At 67.2% G+C, this 18,433-nt stretch carries 15 protein-coding genes; 3 read left to right on the top strand and 12 right to left on the bottom strand.

The window, feature by feature from the left end:
• Positions 1-92: 92 nt before the first annotated feature.
• The 3 genes from AC5P78_RS09900 to AC5P78_RS09890 are packed head-to-tail and all read right to left on the bottom strand — an operon-like array spanning position 93 to position 5,583.
• Positions 93-3,170, bottom strand: coding sequence for an efflux RND transporter permease subunit (locus AC5P78_RS09900; protein ID WP_099527437.1), 3,078 nt, complete (start codon positions 3,168-3,170; stop codon positions 93-95).
• Complete coding sequence (locus tag AC5P78_RS09895; RefSeq protein ID WP_495217195.1) at positions 3,167-4,339, bottom strand: efflux RND transporter periplasmic adaptor subunit; 1,173 nt, start codon at positions 4,337-4,339, stop codon at positions 3,167-3,169. The genes AC5P78_RS09900 and AC5P78_RS09895 overlap by 4 nt, the downstream gene beginning before the upstream one ends.
• Positions 4,336-5,583 (bottom strand): TolC family protein, encoded by a 1,248-nt coding sequence (locus AC5P78_RS09890; RefSeq protein ID WP_099527436.1) that lies wholly within the window; start codon positions 5,581-5,583, stop codon positions 4,336-4,338. The genes AC5P78_RS09895 and AC5P78_RS09890 overlap by 4 nt, the downstream gene beginning before the upstream one ends.
• Before the next feature lie 62 nt (positions 5,584-5,645).
• On the opposite strand from AC5P78_RS09890, the gene AC5P78_RS09885 reads away from it, so the two are divergent.
• Complete coding sequence (locus AC5P78_RS09885) at positions 5,646-6,320, top strand: response regulator (RefSeq protein ID WP_005413615.1); 675 nt, start codon at positions 5,646-5,648, stop codon at positions 6,318-6,320.
• On the top strand, positions 6,313-7,692 hold the full coding sequence (locus AC5P78_RS09880; RefSeq protein ID WP_495217194.1) for a sensor histidine kinase: 1,380 nt from the start codon (positions 6,313-6,315) through the stop codon (positions 7,690-7,692). The genes AC5P78_RS09885 and AC5P78_RS09880 overlap by 8 nt, the downstream gene beginning before the upstream one ends.
• A 75-nt stretch (positions 7,693-7,767) precedes the next feature.
• Here the strand turns inward: AC5P78_RS09880 and AC5P78_RS09875 are convergent, their stop codons facing one another.
• The 3 genes from AC5P78_RS09875 to AC5P78_RS09865 form a co-directional block, all read right to left on the bottom strand.
• The gene (locus tag AC5P78_RS09875) at positions 7,768-10,119 is read right to left on the bottom strand and encodes a GH92 family glycosyl hydrolase (RefSeq protein ID WP_414498349.1); all 2,352 of its coding nucleotides are present in this window, start codon (positions 10,117-10,119) and stop codon (positions 7,768-7,770) included.
• 96 nt (positions 10,120-10,215) lie between these two features.
• A complete protein-coding gene (locus AC5P78_RS09870; RefSeq protein WP_099484671.1) occupies positions 10,216-10,539 on the bottom strand; it encodes a thioredoxin family protein in 324 nt (107 codons plus the stop codon).
• Between the two features lie 5 nt (positions 10,540-10,544).
• Entirely contained in the window at positions 10,545-10,961 is a 417-nt protein-coding gene (locus tag AC5P78_RS09865; RefSeq protein ID WP_005409854.1) for a host attachment family protein, read from the bottom strand.
• 480 nt (positions 10,962-11,441) lie between these two features.
• Here AC5P78_RS09865 and proP point away from each other — a divergent pair, with 480 nt between their 5' ends.
• Entirely contained in the window at positions 11,442-12,929 is a 1,488-nt protein-coding gene (gene proP / locus AC5P78_RS09860) for a glycine betaine/L-proline transporter ProP (RefSeq protein WP_044570299.1), read from the top strand.
• Between the two features lie 84 nt (positions 12,930-13,013).
• Here the strand turns inward: proP and AC5P78_RS09855 are convergent, their stop codons facing one another.
• From AC5P78_RS09855 to AC5P78_RS09830, 6 genes are all read right to left on the bottom strand, one after another.
• Entirely contained in the window at positions 13,014-13,628 is a 615-nt protein-coding gene (locus tag AC5P78_RS09855) for a hypothetical protein (RefSeq protein WP_111189716.1), read from the bottom strand.
• A gap of 105 nt (positions 13,629-13,733) precedes the next feature.
• Entirely contained in the window at positions 13,734-14,360 is a 627-nt protein-coding gene (locus AC5P78_RS09850) for an ATPase (RefSeq protein WP_033835046.1), read from the bottom strand.
• Between the two features lie 3 nt (positions 14,361-14,363).
• Complete coding sequence (locus AC5P78_RS09845; RefSeq protein ID WP_185695252.1) at positions 14,364-14,705, bottom strand: type II toxin-antitoxin system prevent-host-death family antitoxin; 342 nt, start codon at positions 14,703-14,705, stop codon at positions 14,364-14,366.
• Between the two features lie 70 nt (positions 14,706-14,775).
• Complete coding sequence (locus tag AC5P78_RS09840; protein ID WP_005409859.1) at positions 14,776-16,371, bottom strand: sensor histidine kinase; 1,596 nt, start codon at positions 16,369-16,371, stop codon at positions 14,776-14,778.
• 9 nt (positions 16,372-16,380) lie between these two features.
• Positions 16,381-16,785, bottom strand: coding sequence for a response regulator (locus AC5P78_RS09835; RefSeq protein ID WP_024956513.1), 405 nt, complete (start codon positions 16,783-16,785; stop codon positions 16,381-16,383).
• A 136-nt stretch (positions 16,786-16,921) separates the two neighbouring features.
• Positions 16,922-18,376: a surface lipoprotein assembly modifier gene (locus tag AC5P78_RS09830; protein WP_049396090.1), complete on the bottom strand. Its 1,455-nt coding sequence runs from the start codon at positions 18,374-18,376 to the stop codon at positions 16,922-16,924.
• Positions 18,377-18,433: the final 57 nt, after the last annotated feature.

The raw sequence follows: 18,433 nt of genomic DNA, 5'->3' as shown, positions 1-18,433 counted from the left end.
CATCGCACACCGGTAGTCGCCCACCTTGGTGGGCGCTTCGCCGTCTGCCAACCAAGGTTGGCCTCTACCGGGCGGAGAGCCGGATATCGCCGTCAGCCCGTGCGGGCCTCGCGGCGGTGATGCACCCAGTAGTACAGCGTGGGCAGTACCAGCAGGGTCAGCAGCATCGCCGACAGCAGGCCACCGATCACCACCACCGCCAGCGGCTTCTGGGTCTCGGCGCCAATGGCATGCGAGGTCGCCATCGGCAGCAGGCCGAACATCGCCAGCAGTGCGGTCATCAGCACCGTGCGCAGGCGCTGCAGCGAGCCCTGCACCACCGACTGCAGCAGGTCCATGCCCTGCTCGCGCAGCTGGGCGAAGCGGCTGAGCATCACCACCCCGTTCAAGACCGCCTGCCCGAACAACGCGATGAAGCCGATCGCCGCCGACACCGACAGTGGAATCCCAGTCAACCACAGGGCGAGAATGCCGCCGATCATCGCCAGTGGCACGTTGGCCAGGATCAGCGCGGCGCTGCTGATGTCCTTGAAGGCATCGAACAGCAACACGAAGATGATCAGCACCGACAGCGGGATCACCCAGCCCAGCCGTTTCATCGCACGTTGCTGGTTCTCGAACTCCCCGGACCATTCCAGCCGGTAGCCTTCCGGCAACTGCACGCTGGCGTCCACGCGCTTGCGCATGTCGGCCACCACGCTGCCCATGTCGCGGCCGGCGATGAAGATGCTCACCGCCTTGACCCGCTGTGCGTTCTCGCGCGAGATGTTGATCGCGCCGCTGGCCATGCGGAAGTCGGCCACGTCGGACAGTGTCACCGTGTGCCCATCGCCGATGCCGACCGGCACCGTGCGCAGCCGCTGCAGGTCGCGGTCGGCGTCGTCCAGGCGCAACGTGATCGGGAACCTGCGGTCACCTTCCCACAGTTCGCCGACCTGGCGCCCGCCCAGTGCGGTCTCGATCACCTCGTCGATGTCGCGCACGTTCAAGCCATAGCGCGCAGCACGGTCGCGGTCGATTTCGATCTGCAGCTGCGGCAGTGAGCCGTCACGGTCGATGAAGGCGCTCTCTACGCCCTCCACGCTACGCACCTGGCCCAGGATCGCCTGCGCCTGCTGGTTGAGTACATCCAGATCCGAGCCGCTGACCTTGATCACCACCTGGCCCTTGATCTGCGAGATGCTCTCCAGGATGTTGTCGCGCACCGGCTGCGAGATCGAGAACTCCGGCCCTGGAATACGCTGCTCCAGCGTGCGCTGCAGGTCGCTGACCAGCTGCCGCTTGTCCACGCCCTTCGGCCATTCCTTCTCCGGCTTCAACGCCACCAGCGCCTCGATCTGGTTCGCGCCCTTGGCATCGGAGCCGTCTTCCGGGCGCCCCAGTTTGGCCACCACCGTCGATACCTGCGGGAAGGTGCCGACCAGCTCACGGATGCGCCGCGACTGCTGCTGCGCCTCGGCCAGGCTGGTGCTGGGGTCAAGCGTGGCGGTCAGCCAGATCGAGCCCTCGTCCAGCTCGGGCAGGAACTCCGAACCCAGCCGCGTGCCCAGCGCGAGCGTGCCGACCAGCAGCGCAACCGCGGTAAGTACCACCGCACGCGGGCGAGCCAGAGCGCGCTCCAGGATCGGCCGGTACCAGCCGGTCAGGCGGTCCATCAGCGGATTGCCGTCGCGCATGCGGTCGCGCCGCAACCACCAGTAGCAGAACAGTGGCACCACGGTCAGCGCCAGGATCAACGCACCGATCAGGGCCGAGGTCACCGAGTACGCCATCGGCGCGAACATGCGGCCTTCCTGGCGCTGCAGGGTGAAGATCGGGATGTGTGCGGCGATGATGATCAACATCGAGAAAAACGTCGGCCGCCCCACTTCCGATGCGGCTGAAAGAATGGTCGAGAACCGTGTCTTCCGGTCGGCCGCAGGGGGCAGCTTCGACAATCGCGAAACGATGTGCTCGGTGACGATCACCGCGCCGTCGATGATGATGCCGAAGTCCATCGCACCCAACGACAGCAGGTTGGCCGGCACGCCCCACAGGTGCAGGCCGAGGAAGGTCGACAGCAGCGCAAGCGGCATCATCGCCGCCACGATCAGTGCGGCGCGGGCGTTGTACAGGAACAGCCACAGCACCAGGAACACCAGCACCGCGCCTTCCAGCAGGTTGCTGAAGACGGTTTTCAGCGTGGTCGAGACCAGCCACGAGCGGTCGTAGAACGGCTCGATGCTGACCCCGTGCGGCAGCTGATTGGCCTCGATCTCGGCGATACGCGCATGCAGGGCGTCGAGCACGTCGGACGGATTCTCGCCCTTGCGCATCAGCACCATGCCGAACACCGCATCGTCATTGCCGTCCTGGCCGACCAGGCCCTGCCGGGGCAGGCCGGCGTCGGCGATGCCGGCCAGGTCGCGCACCAGGATCGGCGTGCCCCCGCGCTGCTCCACGACCACATTGCCGATGTCGGCGGGCGAGCGCATCAGACCGACGCCGCGGATCAGGAACTGCTGCTGCCCGCGTTCCACGTAGCCGCCGCCGGCATTGGAGCTGCCCTTTTCCAGCGCCTCGGCGAACTCACCCAGGCTGATGCCGCGGTCACGCAGCTTGTCGAGGTCCGGCTTGACCTGGAACGTGCGCGCGAAGCCGCCGAAGCTGATCACATCGGCCACGCCCGGCACGGTGCGCAGGCTGCGCTCCATCGTCCATTCCTGCACGGTGCGCAGCTGGGTCGGCGTCATGTGCGGGCCCTTGAGCACGTAGCGGTAGATCTCGCCTACCGCCGAGCTCATCGCCTCCAGTTCCGGGGTCACCCCTTCCGGCAGCTCCACGCCCTGCAGGCGCTCCAGCACCTGCTGGCGCGCGAAGTAGTCATCGGCCTTGTCGTCGAAGGTCAGGATGATCATCGACAGGCCGAACTGCGTATGCGAGAACACCCGCACCGAATGCGGAATGCCGGACAAGGCCACTTCCAGCGGCATCGTCACTTCGCGTTCCACCTCTTCGGCGGCGCGGCCGGGGTGCAGTGACACCACCGTCACCTGAGTATCGGAGACGTCCGGGAAGGCCTCCACCGGCAGCACGCGGAACGCGGCAATGCCAGCGCCGATGAACAACAGCAGCGCCAGCATCACCATCAAGGGCTGGCGCAGGCAATAGGCAATCAGGCGATCGATCATGGCGCGGCGTGCCCCGCGCCGGTGCTGGCGGCGGCTGGCGCGCTGTCGACCAGCTGCTGCAACAGCAGGCCGCCCTCGACCTCCACCCTGCTGCCAACCGCCAGGCCGTCACGCACCCACAGCCGGCCATCGCCCAGTTCCTCGGCATGCACGGCATGGCGCACGTAGCGTCCCTTGTCCTCCTCCACGAACACCACCTGCTTGCCGTCGATCAGCAGCACGGCCGCATCGGGCAGCGAGACACCGCCGTCGGCCGGCAACGCCACCTGGGCGCGCACGTACTGCCCCGCCTTGAAGCCGCGTGCGCGGTTGTCCAGCTCGGCGCGCGCCTGCACCACGCGGCGTTCGCTGTCGACGAAGTCATCCACGTGCTGCAGGGTCGCCTGCAGCAGTTGGCCATCGGCACCGGGTACGCTCACCTGCATGCCCGCCTTCATGCGTCCGGCCAGGCTCTCAGGAGCATCCAGCAGCAACCACAGGCGGTCCGGATCACCAATCACCGCCAACGGCTGTTCGCTGTCCGGGCTGACCGCCATGCCCGGGCTCATCCGTCGCTCCACCAGCACGCCATCGATCGGCGCGCGCAGCGGCAGGCGCTGGTCGACGCGCTGGCCGTTGCCATATGCCTTGGCGAAGGCGGTTGCACGCGCATGATCGGCCTGGCTGCCGGCGAAGTTGGCCTCGGCCTCGTCCAGTTCGCGGCCCGACGCCACACCCGCCGCATGCAGCTCGCGGGTGCGCTCCAGCTCCTTGCGCGCCTGCTGCAGCTCGGCGCGGCCACGCACGCCCTCCGCCTGGGCCTGGCCGAACTCGGGCGAGGTGATCCAGGCAATCAATTGGCCGGCCTTCACTTTCTGGCCCGGCTGCGCCTCGATGCGCGCCACCTGCCCCGGCAACGGCGTGCGCAGTGCACTGGAACGGGTCTCGTCCCAGACCACCCGGCCCGGCAGCTGCAGGCTGGCGCTGGCGCCGGCGGTCACCGCCTCGCTGCGCAGCACGTCCAGCTGGCGGCTGCCGGCAGGAAACTGGATCTGGCCGGCACTGATCTGCGGCGCATCCTCGGTGTAGGACGCCGGCTCACGGCCGCAGCCGCCCAGCAGGGCCAGCGCCAGCAAGGCCGGCAGCACGCCGTGTCGCGCCCGCGGGCGATGGGCGACGGGGGACTTCATCGGGACTCTCCTTCAGCAACGGATGTGGCCGCTTCCCAGCGCGCCAGGGCAATGGCATGGTCGGCACGCGCATCGATCAGCGCGGTCTCGAACTCGCGCCAGCTGCGGCGCGCATCCAGCAGATCGGTCAGGCTGGCGGCGCCGCGCCGGTAGGCCAGTTCGATGCCCTGCACCGCCTTGCGTGCGGCGTCGGACTGCAGTCCCTCATAGTCGCTGCGGCGCTGTGCGGCGGACTGCGCGCTGGCCTGTAGCTGGTCCAGCCCGGCGCGTGCTTCGCGCTGCAGTACCTGCAGCTCCAGCGCGGCGCTGTCACGGTCGGCCTCGGCACGCTGGATCGCGCCGCGTGCACGTGACGGGCCGCCGAGCGGAATGGTCAATGACACACCCCAGGTGACACCGCTGATGTCGGTCGGCTCGCGCTCGGCCTCCACACCCAGCTGGATGTCGCGCTGGCGCTCGCTGCGCGCCAGCGCCACACCGGCGTCGGCCGCGGCCAGGCGCGAACGTGCCGCGCGCAGATCGGCACGCTGCTGCGGGTCGAACGCACGCGTATCCACCCTGCCCGCGGGGTCTGGCCACGGATCATCGGCGCTGAGGTCATGGCTGTCGTCGCGGCCGAGCAGCAGCCCCAGCGCATGCCGTGCATCGCGCAGATCCAGGGCCGCCTCGCGCGCCGCGTCGGCTACGGCGAGATCGTCCACCGCCAGCCGCGCGCGATCCACCGGTGCCATCGCCCCTGTCGCGACCTGCTTGTCCGCCGCCGCCATCTGCTCGGCCGAACTCTGGCGGTTGGCCTCGGCAATCTGCGCCCGCTCCTGCGCGCCCTTCAGGCCGAAATAGGTTTCATGCAGCGCCACTTGCTGGCGGCGCCGAGTATCGAGCATCTCCAGCCCGGCCACTTCCAGCAGCGCGTCGGCCTGGCGGATGCGCAGTGCGCGCTTGCCACCACGTTCCCAGGTCCAGCCCAGGCCCACGGTGCTGTCCACCCGCTTGTCCTGCCAGCGCCCAGGGCCGATACCATGCTTGGGGCTGATCTTGCTGGTGCCGATCGACAGCTCGGTGCCCGGGCGTAATGCCGCCGTCTGCGCATCGCCCTGCACACCGCGCAGCTCCAGTGCCGCCGCGCGCAGGTCCGGGTTGTGTGCTTCCATTGCGCGCTGCGCTTCCTGCAGGGACAGCGCCGAAGCCGCAGGCGCGCACAGAAGCGTGGCCAGCACGGCCGCTAGACGAGAGGAGAAATTCATGCACGTCACGGTAAGGTGATGCACTTGCGCCAAACTTGCCCCAACCTTGCACGAAGCTTGCAATGCGAATCCTGCTGATCGAAGACGACGCCGCTCTGGCCGATGGACTGATCCGCGCCCTGCAGGGTGCCGGTCATCTGTGCGACCACCTCTCGCGTGGACTGCACGCGCCGGCGGCATTGGCCAGCGCACCGTATGACGTGATGGTGCTGGACCTTTCATTGCCCGACGTCGATGGCCTGGACCTGCTCTCGCGCCTGCGCAACGACGGCGCCACCCTGCCGGTACTGATCCTGACCGCGCGCGATGGTGTGGAGGACCGCATCCTCGGCCTCGACCGCGGTGGCGACGACTACCTGGCCAAGCCGTTCGCACTCGGTGAGCTGGAAGCCCGCCTGCGTGCACTGTCGCGCCGCCGCAGCGATGCACCGGCGCAGAAACGGCTGGGCCGGTTGTGCTTCGACAGCATCCGCAATGAAGTGCAGGTTGAAGGCCAGCGCATCGAGTTGACCGCGCGCGAACTGTCGCTGGTCGAGGCACTGATGCAGCATCCCGGCCGCACCGTCACCAAGCAGCGCCTGTTCGATGCGCTGTACAGCTGGGACCACGAGGCCAACCTGTCGGTGATCGAGGTGCATGTCAGCCGCCTGCGCCGCAAGCTGGAACAGGCGCGCGCCGGCGTCGGCATCCGCATGCTGCGTGGGCTTGGATACCGGCTGGAGGCCGTGGGTGACTGAGCGCGTGCACAGCCTGCGTGGCCTGCTGCTCAGGCGCCTTTGGCTACCGCTGCTGGTACTGCTGCTGTGCAGCGCAGTGGGTTCATTTGCGCTGGCCCGGTTCTATGCCGGGCAGGTCTACGACCGCTGGCTGCTGGATTCGGCGATGTCGTTGTCCGAGCTGGTGACGGTGCAGGATGGTCGTGCTTCGATCGAGATCACCCCAGCCGTCTCGCGCATGTTCAGCTGGGACACCGCCGACGAAGTGCATGGCGAGGTAGTCGATGCCGAGGGTGGGCGTCTGTATGGCGACCTGCCCGAAGCCCTGCCCCGCCCGGCGACGTCCGCCAACAGTGACGACGCGGTCTACTATGATGCGCAGCTGCGTGGTCAGGCCGTGCGCATGGTCGAGGTGGTGGTCAGCGCCGGACCGGGCCATGACATCCGGCTGCGCGTGGCTGAGACGCTTCGCAAACGCCACCGGCTGGAGCGCAAGCTGCTGCTGACCAGCGTTCCCTTCCAGGCCGCGATCCTGGCACTGGCGGCGTGGCTGGCCTGGTCCGGTACAGGCGCTGCCGCTCGCCATGCCAACCTGGTTGCGCGGAAGCTGGCCAGCCCGCGGCCGGATCCGTTGGCACCGTTGGACCCCGCGCAGGAGGCACCGCGCGAACTGTGGCCGGCGGTAGAGGCCTACAACGCGCTGCTGCAGCGTCTGGACTCGATGCAGGATGCGCAGCGGCGCTTTGTCAGCAATTCCGCGCACCAGCTGCGCACGCCCTTGGCGGCGATGCAGGTGGAACTGGAGAGTTCATTGCGCCAGCACGACCCGCAGGCCCAGCAGCTGGCGCTGTCCGGCACGCTGGCCGGGCTGGCCCGCTTGCAGCATCTGGTCAACCAGCTGCTGATGCTCAGCCGCTCGGAAGATCCGCATGGCAGCGCACTGCCACTGCAACCGATGGACCTGGCTGCGTTGGCACGCGGGGTGGTGGAGCGCTACGCCGACCGTGCGTTGGCGGCGGGCGTTGACCTGGGCTACGAGGGGCCAGACGACGGCGTGCAGGTGCAGGGCGATCCGCAGCTGCTGCGCGAAGCGTTGGGCAACCTGCTGGACAACGCGCTGCGCTACGGTGCCGTGCCCGGCGTAATCACCCTCGGCGTTCGGCAGGAGGCCGAAGGCGTGCAGGCATGGGTTGACGATGACGGCGCCGGCATTGCCGAAGCCGAACGCACGCGCGTCACGGAACGCTTCTACCGGGCCAGCAGCGAAGGCGATGGCTGCGGGCTGGGGTTGGCGATTGTGGCCGAGATCGCGCAGCGACATGGCGCGATCCTGATGATTGATACCGCCCCGATCGGTGGCGCGCGGGTGGGGTTGCGGTTCCGTTTCCGCTGACCTCCCGCGTGCCAACCGAGGTTGGCACCTACCAGGTGCGGGGCAATGGCGGCGGCAGGACGGCGCCGCCCCGCATCACCGGCTCATCGAGTACGGCGCCTGCGCGCCCTGCCCCGGCCAGTCCTTGTTCGGCTCGGCCTGCATGCTGAAGCGCAGCTCGCCACCGGCCAGGATCTCGTCGTGGCGCAGGAAGGTGCGCTGCAGCGGCTTGCCGTTGAGGCTCACGCTGCCCACATAGGTGTGCCTGTCATCCAGGCCATCGGCCACGATGGTGAACGTCTTGCCGTTGGGCAGGCGCATCGCGGTCTTCGGCAGGAACGGGCGACCCAGGATGTACTCGCCCGAGCCCGGTGCCACCGGGTAGAAGCCCAGCGCGGTGAACACATACCACGCCGACATCTGGCCGACGTCATCGTTGCCGGCCAAGCCATCCGGACGGTCGGCGTACTGGGTGTCCATGATCTGCTTCAGGCGCGCCTGGGTGCGCCACGGCTGGCCAGCGTACGAGTACAGGTAGGCCACATGGTGGCTGGGTTCGTTGCCATGTGCGTACCAGCCGATCAGCCCGGTGATGTCTTCCATGTGCTCGAAGATGGACGGATCCACCTTGGCGTTGAACACCTCGTCCAAGCGCGCGAGCAGCTTGTCGCTGCCACCGTGCGCTGCCGCCAGCCCGGCCACGTCCTGCGGCACATACCAGGAATACTGCCAAGCGTTGCCCTCGGTGTAGTCGGTTCCGTAGCCGCTGGCGCTGGGGTCGAACGGGGTGCGGAAACTGCCGTCGCGCTTGCGTGCGCGCATGAAGCCGGTGTCTTTGTCGAACGCATTGCGCCAGTTGGCCGCGCGCTTGTCGAAGGTCGCCGCGATATCGCCCTTGCCCATCGCCTGCGCCATGCGTGCGATGGTCCAGTCATCGAAGGCGTATTCCAGCGTCTTGCTGGCCGCTTCACCTTCCTCGTCGATCGGTACGTAGCCCAGCTCGCGGTACTGTGCGATACCGTCATAGGGGCCGTAATTGGCGGTCTCGACCATCGCCTTCAGCGCCTTGTCGGCGTCGAAGCCACGAATGCCCTTCACGTAGGCGTCGGCGATCACCGGCACGGCGTGGTAGCCGATCATGCACCAGTCTTCCAGGCCATGGAACGACCACACCGGCAGCATGCCGTAGGGGCTGTGCTCATGGTGGGCCAGCATCGAATTGACGAAGTCGCTGTTGCGCTTCTCCGGCTGCACCAGGGTCAGCAACGGGTGCAACGCACGGTAGGTATCCCACAGCGAGAAAGTCGAATAATTCGTGAAACCATCGGCCTTGTGCACGGCATTGTCCGAACCGCGATACTGGCCATCGGCATCCATGAACAGCGTCGGCCCCAACAGTGTGTGGTACAGCGCGGTATAGGCGCTGCGGCGAGCGTGCTCGGGTGCATCGATGTCGAGCACCGACAGCGCCTGCGTCCATTCCTGTTTCGCCTGCGCACGCACGCGGTCGAAATCGAAGTCGGCCACTTCCGCGTCGAGGTTGGCAATGGCGCCGGCCTCGCTGACCGGCGAGATGGCAACCTTGACCACCAGCGGTGCGTCCAGCTTGCCGAATGCGAAGGTACCGACCAGCTGACGGCCCTCGATCTGTGCGCGCTGGGACGGATCCTTCTCGCCCGGCGGCGGGAAGCCCTTGTAGACGATGTCCTGCTCGGTGTTGTGCAGCTCATGCCCGGCCAGCGGGCGCGAGAAGCGCATCGCGAAATACAGCTGGCGGCCCGGCGCCCAGCCGCGCGTCTCGCGGAAGCCGGTCACCGTGCCGTCGGCACGCACCCGCACCCGCGACCACAGCACCTTGCCCGGGTAGTCGTACATGCTGGTGCGCATGTCCAGCAGCACCTTGGCGTCGGTGCCCTTGGGGAACGCATAGCGATGCACGCCCACGCGGGTACTGGTGGTCAGCTCGGCACGCACCTTGTAATCGTCCAACGTGACCGCGTAGTAGCCCGGCTCCGCTTTCTCGTCATCATGGCGGAAGCGGGAGGCATAGCCGCTGCGCGGCTTCTCGGGATCGCCACGCTCCAGGCCGGGACTGCCGGTGAACGGCATCAGCAGGATGTCGCCCAGATCGGAATGGCCAGTGCCGGAAAAATGGGTGTGCGAGAAGCCGACGATGCTGCTGTCGTCGTAGCGGTAGCCGGCCGCCCAGCCGTAGGCCTTCTCGCGCGGCTGGATACGCGTATCCGGGCTGAGCTGGACCATGCCGAACGGTACCGTCGCACCCGGATAGGTGTGACCTTCGCCACCGGTGCCGATGAACGGGTCCACCGATGCGTAGGCCTTGTCGGCGGCGGTTCTGGCAGGCGCGGCCGAAGCCAGCCCGGAAGCGAGCATCGCCGTGGCGGCGACAGCGATCAGGAGACGACGGTCCACCGTGGGCATCGGAATTTGGATCGATTCAGGTGATAGCCGGATGCTAGCACCGGGCCTGTCACGCCGCATGCTGCAGTGCGACTGCCCCGCGTGCAACGCCCGGTTCACTCCTCAATCGGGAAGCGCGCCCTGCAACGACATGAGATCCGCGCTGTCCAGCGGCCTCACTACCCGCGCGACCTCGTCTCCATCGTGCAGCAGCACCACCGTCGGCCACAGCTTCACTTTGAACGCTCGGCCCAGGGGCCTGCCCTTGCCATCCTCGATCTTCCAGTGCGGCAGATCGTTCGCTTCGACAAAGGCCTGCAACGCGGGCTGCGCGGCCTGGCAGTGGCCACACCAGGGCGCGCCAAACTCGAGAAGCAGCCAGCCGACCTGCGCCTCCACATCGAAGCGGTCGGGCTCCGCCGACAGGTGATCGCGCATGAATGGCATCCGCGCTACGCCGCCAGCGCCTTCTGGATATCCGCCAACGGCGCGTTGGTCAGGTCCTTGGCGATGTCGCCCAGCAGGCGGGCCTGGGTTTCCTTGTGCAGCAGCGGACGGATGCGTCCCAGCGTGGTCGGATCAGCGATCAACACCAGGTGTGCATAGCGGTTCTTCAACGCATCCTCATTGAGCTGTTCCGCCACCTGCTTGGCGAACGTCGCCTCGTTGAGCTGGGATACCGACATGTCCTTCGGCACTGCACCCGCAGGCCCCTGCCCGGATACACCCTGCTCGCTGATGTCCTGCAGGCGCAGTTCGCCTTCCTGCTTCAAGGCGAGCTGGTGATCGCTGCCGACATTGGTGAATACACGGGCCGAACCGCCATCGGCGACAACCACAAGCGTACCTTCGGGAATGCGACGGGTCATGCGATGCTCCTTCTCTGTTGCGTTCGCCCACAACGTAGAGGGCGGCATGTGAGCAGCACGACCAGATTCCGTTCAACGCACGTCATCATTGCTTTGCAGATGAACAGGCATGATGGAACACAGCGTGCAGACAACTGCGCTTCGCTGCACGCTCACGCGCGTGCCGTTATGATGAACGGATGATCGACACGACCCACTACGTGACGGGCGCACCTGTTACGTGGAAAGCACTGCCGACCGGCGCTCCGCTTGCCACGCATGTTCCTGCTCCGCCCATCCATCGCCTCGCGCTGGATCCTGGCGGATGACGCCCGCAGGCACTTCGCCTGCATCCCCCGCATCGCTGTGATTCCCCGCCGCTGACCGCGCGGCCGTCGTGGTCCCGTTGCCGTGCTTCCGCCGACACGGCGGTGCCTCGCCGTGCGCGTGCATCCACGCATGCCGCCGTTTTCTCCATTTCAAACCTCCCAGGGAGCCCCCATGCAGGACACCCCCGATGCACATGCCCATTTCGGCTGGTTCAAACGCCGCCGCCATCTGAAGGTCGATGAGATCACCGTCGTCGATACGCCCATGCTCAAGCGCGCCGTCGGTGCCGCCGCACTCGGCAATGCCATGGAGTGGTTCGACTTCGGTGTCTACGGCTATCTGGCCGTCACCATCGGCCAGGTGTTCTTCCCGTCCAGCAACCCCACCGCACAGGTGATCGCCGCCTTCGCCACCTTTACCGTGGCGTTCCTGGTGCGTCCGCTCGGCGGCCTTGTGTTCGGCCCGCTGGGGGATCGCTACGGCCGCCAGAAAGTGCTGGCGTTCACCATGATCCTGATGGCGCTGGGCACGTTTGCCATCGGCCTGATTCCGTCCTACGAGCGCATCGGCATCTGGGCGCCGGTGCTGTTGCTGCTGGCGCGCGTGGTGCAGGGCTTCTCCACCGGTGGCGAGTACGGCGGTGCGGCCACCTTCATCGCCGAGTATTCCACCGACCGCAACCGTGGGTTGATGGGCAGCTGGCTGGAGTTCGGCACGCTGGGCGGCTACATCGCAGGCGCCGGTACCGTCACTGCGCTGCACATGCTGCTGAGCAGCGAGCAGATGCTGGACTGGGGCTGGCGCATTCCATTCCTGGTGGCCGGCCCGTTGGGCCTGCTCGGCCTGTACATGCGCATGAAGCTGGAGGAAACCCCGGCGTTCCGCGCGTTCGCCGAAGAAGCCGAGAAGCGCGAGCACGACCGGCCGGGGCTGGGCGCACTGTTCCAGGTGCATGGTCGCCAACTGCTGGTGTGCATGGGCCTGGTGCTGGTGTTCAACGTCACCGACTACATGCTGCTGACCTACATGCCCAGCTACCTCAGCGTCACCATGGGCTATGCCGAGAGCAAGGGCCTGCTGCTGATCATCATCGTGATGCTGGTGATGATGCCGCTGAACATCGTCGGCGGGTTGTTCAGTGACAGGCTGGGCCGCCGACCGATGATCATTGGTGCCTGCATCGCGCTGCTGGTGCTGGCGATTCCGTGCCTGCTGCTGGTCGGCAGCGGCAACGACGGGCTGATCTTCCTTGGCCTGATGCTGCTGGGCCTGGCACTGGTGTGCTTCACCAGTTCGATGCCGTCCACGCTGCCGGCGCTGTTCTATACGCCGGTGCGCTACAGCGCGCTGTCGATCGCATTCAACGTGTCGGTGTCGCTGTTCGGTGGCACCACGCCACTGGTGACCGCGTGGCTGGTGGAACGTACCGGCGACCCGCTGGTGCCGGCCTATTACCTGATGGGCGCGGCGGTGATCGGGCTGGTGACCATGCTGTTCGTGAAGGAGACCGCCGGCCTGCCGCTGCGTGGCTCACCGCCGGCAGTGGGCAGCGACAGGGAAGCCGCTGCGTTGTTGAAGAGCGATGTACCGGTAACGGTGGACCCGACCTTGCCACCACTGCCGGAGGCTGCGGAGCCTGAGCAGGTGAAGCCGGCCTGAGGCCGGCCGCAGAACGCGGTCCCCGCTTGGCGTGGACCTACGGGGCCAGTGGCGCCGGGCGAATACGCCCGGCACTCCCTGGCGCTATTTCCTGATGTGAGTCAGCTTCCCCGGCGTCCAACGCAGCGTCCATGTGTAGTTTCCGTCCGGCGGACAGACGTGGCGGTTCGGGCTCTTCCATTCGCAGACCGTCGCGCCGGCACTGACAGTGAAATCGACAACGATGCGATCACCCTGGATGCGGATGGCACGGATGGCGCCTGGAATCTGTTCAGCCGCGTCGTCAGCATAGCCATACCTGCGGATGGCGGCATAGTCCTCTGCTTCCACCGGCGACAGGCTGTCCGGGTTCTCCCGGCCGCGCGGATCGTTTGCCGTCAGCGCCGTCATCACCGCAACAACGTTGCTTTGGGCGAAGCTGCCGCCGGAATAGTCGGACGTGTAGAAATACACGACCTCGGCACGGCCATCACCATCGAGATCGGCAACAGCGGTCCAAACCGGGCGGAAGCCGGATTCAATGTCGCCGCCGGGAATCAGCCGCAGGTTGGCTTCGGCGGCGTGGAAGGCCTGCACCAGGCTGGGCGGCGATGGTCGCTTGGCTGCAGGCGACGCGGCCATCGTCGGCATGCAGGACAGCGCGAGCGCGGCAAGCACCAGGCAGATAGAACTGAAGCGGAACGTCGCAGGTCCGTGCATGTCATCCTCCTTGAGTGTGCGGTCAGTCTAACCGCAGCTCCGGTGGCAGTCGTACACGGCGCGGTTTCGCGCGATGTGTGAAAGGTATCCACATATGGCGTGGCTCTAATCCGAGGTGTTCAATTCCATCGCACGCATCACGATGGGCTTGGCCCAATCCGGCGTATGCAGCAGCTCGGCCACCGAGACCGGGTACTGCAGCTGGCCATGCGCCATTGCCAGCACCGGCAGCGGCTCGACGCAGCCGTCGGCGTCGGCGGGAGCGCTGTTGTCGTAGACATGCAGCTCGGCCAGGTGTGGCAGCAGGTCCAGCAGGTTCTCGCGCGCCGAATCGAAGCGGGCGTGGATCTTCTCCACCGGAATATCGTGGCCACCGGCCGCTACCCGCGCAGCGACGCGGGCGATGTGCAGCTCGACGCTGGACAGGCCGCAGAACCATACCGCCACATGATGCTGCTCACAGGCCTCGCGCAGCAGGCCTGGAATGGTGTTGCCGCCCAGCGTGGTCTCGAAGGCGAAGTCCGTGCCATCAGCCATGGCCTGGCGCAGGCGGCGGGTGCCTTCCTGCCAGGCCTCCGCATTGGCATCGGGCAGCGGCCAGCCGGCCTCCACCAGGCGCCGGGTGAACGAATCTGGGTTGAACCAGCCCAGCCCTTCGGCTTCCAGCCAGGTACCCAGCAGCGAACTCTTGCCGGCGCCATTGACGCCGGCAAGCACCAGGATCCGCCCCATCGGTCAGAGCGGACGGCCGGGGGTGACCTTGCGACCGCGGCGGATCGGCTGGCCCAGCACCTTGCCCAGCCCCTCCCCGCGCTGCAGGCTGGCCAGGGTCTGGTCAAACTCACCGCGCAGGCGCAGCAGTTCTTCGCTGCGCTCGCCGGCATCGCCGCCAGCGGCCTTGGCCAGCAGTTCCTGGTAGGTGCGGATGTCCACGATCACCGCTTCGGGGTGGTTGTGGTTGGTGATGACCAGCGCCTGCTTCTCGCGCACGGTGCGCATCAGGCTCGGCCAGCCACGGGTCTTCACCGACGACGCGGGGGCCTTTTCGAGGCCAGGCAGATCCAGCGGCAGGGTCATGGCACGGCTCCAGACGGGGACAGTTGAGGCCATTATGCCCAATTTGGCCCAATTGGGGATAAATGGACTTTTACCTGCCGGAACCGCCCGCCGCCGCGCCGGGAGCGTCGGTCTGCAGCAGGCTGTCTCGCTCGCGCAGCGGAAAGCGGATCCAGGCATCCAGGCCCTGCGGGCCAAAGCGCAGCTCGCCGCTGCCGGCGAGTTCGTAGGGCACGCGCTGCTCGATCAGCGCCCGGCCAAGGCCACGCTGCCGGGGCTGCTCCCAGTCCTCCACTTCGGCATGGCGCTCGCACCAGTGCAGACCCAGCCATGGCTGGCCGGCCTGAACCTGCAGATCCCAGGTCACCTCGATCCGACCATCCTCATGGGTCAGTGCGCCATGCCGCAGGGCATTGCTCGCCAGCTCGTGGATCGCCAGGGACAGTACTTCGGCCGCCTTCGGCGGCAGCAGCACATCCTCGCCCTGCAGGCGGTAGGCCGCCGCTGCCGGCGTCTGCGCCGCGATCTCCTCATCGAGCATGCCACGCAGGCAGACCCCGGCATTGGCGCCGCGGGTCAGCAGGCTCTGCGTGCGCGCCAGCGACATCAGTCGCCCGCACAACCGTTCAGCGTATTCATCCACGCTGCTGACCGACTCGCGGGTCCGCCAGGCAATGGCATGGATGGTGGACATGATGTTGCGCACCCGGTGCTGCAGTTCGGCCAGCAATACAGACTGGCGCTCGGTGGCACGCTTGAGATCGTCGATGTCCACGGCGATGGCAAATACGCCGCTGACCTCACCGTCGCCATCGCGCAGGGGCGCGGCCGCGACCCGGGTCCAGCGCGCGCGTCCATCGTCATGCAGATACTGGAACTCCAGCCCCGGCACCACGGTCTCGCCGCGCATCGCACGGGCGATGGCGAAATCCTCCGGCCCGATGGCGCTGCCGTCCGCATGCCAGCCACGCCAGCGATGCAGGTTCACCTCATCCGTGGAGGGCACCTTGCCGCTGGGCAGGTAGGCACGCATCTGGTCGTTGGACAGCTGCAGGCGCCCTTCGGTGTCGACAATGCAGACGCCCACCGGCAGCACCTTGAAGGCCAATGCCAGGCGCCGGTCCGCCTCCCGCCGCTTCTGCTCTTCGCGCTCGCGTGCCGATTGGGCCACATGCGCCGCTGTGGTCTCGAACATGGTCACGAGCACGCCGTTGATGCGCCCTTCCTCGCCACGGATCGGGCTGTAGGTAATGGTGAACCAGACATCCTCCAACCGCCCGCGTCGCGCCAGGGGATAGAGTTTGTCCTCGTAGGTGATGGTTTCGCCCTGCCAGACGCGCTGGTAGATGGGCCCATTGATATGCCAGACCTCGGGCCAGCACTCGCGGGTCGGCTGGCCGAGCCCGCCGGGATGCTTGTCGGCCAGAATCTCGGCATAGCCATCGTTGTAGAGCTGCACCAGCTGCTCACCCCACAGCACGATCATCGGGAAACCATGGGCCAGCATCAGGTCGACGGTGGCGCGCAGGTGGGGCGGCCACTGCTCGCAGGCACCCAACGGCGTGGATGACCAGTCGTGGCGGGCGATGCGCGCGGCCATGCCATCGTGGCGCACATGCAGCTGCGGTGCAGGTGGCATCTGGCCACGCAGCTTGGCGGCGTGGATGTCTTCAGGACGGCGCGACATGCCGCGCAATCAGGCAATGCCCGCAGAGACCTGCGGCGCCGCCACCAGCGCGGCCAGCTGCTGCACCAGCGCTTCGATGTGATAAGGCTTGGTACAGCGCGGCGCGCTGGCAAAGCGGCTGGGCAGGTTGTCGTCGTAACCGGAGGTCAGCAGGAAGGGGATACCCGTCTCGGCCAGCCGATCGGCCAGCGGATAGACCTGCTCACCGCCCAGGTTGATGTCCAGCAATGCCACATCGATGGGATGGGTATCGACCAGCCGCCCCAGCGCCTGCAGGTCACCGGCAGGCCCCACCACCTGTGCGCCTTTCAGCTCCAGATAGTCGACCAGAAACATCGCGATGGCGAATTCATCCTCCGCCACCAGTACACGCAGCCCTTTCAGGCCCTCTGGTTTGTTGCCCGCTTCCAACACGACCGGCGCTCCTCGATACACGCGGCCCAGCTCTGCCGCAACACCCGAAGGATGCGCGAAACGGGCTACAAGAGCGCGTGATGATGAATGAAGATCGCGGCCACGGCGCGTTCACCGTGGCAGCGCAGCGGCGCGTTCAGAAGGCCCGTTCCCATTTCAGGCTGAGCAGGCTGCGGTCGTGGCTGTACAGCCAGCCGACGTTGCTGTCGATGCGCGCGTAGCGCAGGCTCAGGCTGGGTACCAGCCCGGCCACCGCCAGGTGCTCGCTGCGCACGACAGCAATCAGGTTCTGTTCGCTGTCCTCACGCCGCGCCTCCAGCAGCGGGCTCCACGCATCGTAGTCGCGCTCGCGCAACGACACGAACACGGTGGCGGTGGTGCCCGTCCACTGGCGCGCCGCCCCCAGGCGCAGTCCACGCTGGCGGTAACCGTTGGCCGGATTGGCGGCGCGGCTGTCACTCAGGTCCAGCCCGGCAAAGAGGGTCCAGCGCGGGTTGAGCGCACGGAACCAGGTGGCATACACCGCGGCCAGCTCACCGTCGTAATTGGCGGCCAGGCCGCGCTGGCGATAGCGCTGGCGCTTCCAGTCGGCCTCCAGCCTGAGCAGGCTGCGCGCATCCAATGCATATTGCCATTCGCCATGCAGCCCGCTGCCGCCCTGCAGGGCCCGGTTGCCCAGGCTCTGGTAGTCATAGCTCGGCGCGATCTGCAGGGTATGCCGAGCGCTGCGCCAGCTATAGCCCGCCTGCACGCTCGCATTGAGCTCGTTGTAGGCGCTATGCCCGCGCCATGCCTGGCCGAACGCAAGCCCGCGCACATAGACGCCGTGATGACCGGCCAGTGCCCAGCGACGCTCCAGGTTGCCGTCGTAGTCCAGGCCCATGGCGCGCTGGGCATCGGGAAGATTGCGCTGGATGATGCAGGTGTCGCCCACTCCGAACAGGCAGGTGCGGCTGGCCGAGCTGCGGTTGATGTTGTCGCTCCATGCCGGGCCGGCTGCCAGCGCTCCTTTCCAACGCCTGCGCGCCTGCAGTGCGGCCAGGTAGGCGTCCACCCGTCCGCGTACACCTGCGGTAGTGGGGTCGTCGGCATTGATGCCACCGGCGATGGCCGTGAACAACGCCTCCGCATCGCGGTCGCGCTGGTCCTCGGCATGGACACGTGCAAGCTCAAGGCGGGCCGGCAGGAAATCCGGCTGCGCCGCCAGCAGTGCTTCGTACTCGTTGGCCGCGCGGTGGTGATTGCCGGCCACCCGCGCCAGGCCGCCCTGCGCGTAGTGGCGCAGCATCGGGTCGTGGCCGGGCAGTTCGATGTATTCGTCCAGGAAGCGCTGCGCTGCGCCCCATTGCTGATGCTGCAGCGACAGGTACAGCGCCTGGCCCAGATCGTCGACCGTGCGCTCCACGCGCAGGGTCTGACCGTCGATGGTGATGGTCGGTCGCGCCGACTCGGCCTGCTGCAGGCGCTGCTGGTCCTGCTGCTGGTGGCGCAGCTCGCTGCCCTGCTCCAGCACACGACGAAGATCATCCTGCTGGGCGCGCACATCGGCAGCCGCCAGCAACAGGATCACAAGGAAGATGGGATGGCGCATGGTCGATCCGTGGTGATGCATGCAGCGGGCCGAAGCAGGGACTGGCGGATCGCGGCT

The organism is Stenotrophomonas sp. YJH_SMC_133, from assembly GCF_059370655.1.
Note: the sequence above shows the minus strand (reverse complement) of the source record. Positions and strands in the feature narration are given on the sequence as shown.

Bases quoted from the DNA above. Each gene is read 5' to 3' on its own strand.
- AC5P78_RS09900 (WP_099527437.1), bottom strand. From the start codon at position 3,170: ATGATCGATCGCCTGATTGCCTATTGCCTGCGCCAGCCCTTGATGGTG.
- AC5P78_RS09895 (WP_495217195.1), bottom strand. From the start codon at position 4,339: ATGAAGTCCCCCGTCGCCCATCGCCCGCGGGCGCGACACGGCGTGCTG.
- AC5P78_RS09890 (WP_099527436.1), bottom strand. From the start codon at position 5,583: ATGAATTTCTCCTCTCGTCTAGCGGCCGTGCTGGCCACGCTTCTGTGC.
- AC5P78_RS09885 (WP_005413615.1), top strand. From the start codon at position 5,646: ATGCGAATCCTGCTGATCGAAGACGACGCCGCTCTGGCCGATGGACTG.
- AC5P78_RS09870 (WP_099484671.1), bottom strand. From the start codon at position 10,539: ATGCCATTCATGCGCGATCACCTGTCGGCGGAGCCCGACCGCTTCGAT.
- AC5P78_RS09865 (WP_005409854.1), bottom strand. From the start codon at position 10,961: ATGACCCGTCGCATTCCCGAAGGTACGCTTGTGGTTGTCGCCGATGGC.
- proP (WP_044570299.1), top strand. From the start codon at position 11,442: ATGCAGGACACCCCCGATGCACATGCCCATTTCGGCTGGTTCAAACGC.
- AC5P78_RS09855 (WP_111189716.1), bottom strand. From the start codon at position 13,628: ATGCACGGACCTGCGACGTTCCGCTTCAGTTCTATCTGCCTGGTGCTT.
- AC5P78_RS09850 (WP_033835046.1), bottom strand. From the start codon at position 14,360: ATGGGGCGGATCCTGGTGCTTGCCGGCGTCAATGGCGCCGGCAAGAGT.
- AC5P78_RS09845 (WP_185695252.1), bottom strand. From the start codon at position 14,705: ATGACCCTGCCGCTGGATCTGCCTGGCCTCGAAAAGGCCCCCGCGTCG.
- AC5P78_RS09840 (WP_005409859.1), bottom strand. From the start codon at position 16,371: ATGTCGCGCCGTCCTGAAGACATCCACGCCGCCAAGCTGCGTGGCCAG.
- AC5P78_RS09830 (WP_049396090.1), bottom strand. From the start codon at position 18,376: ATGCGCCATCCCATCTTCCTTGTGATCCTGTTGCTGGCGGCTGCCGAT.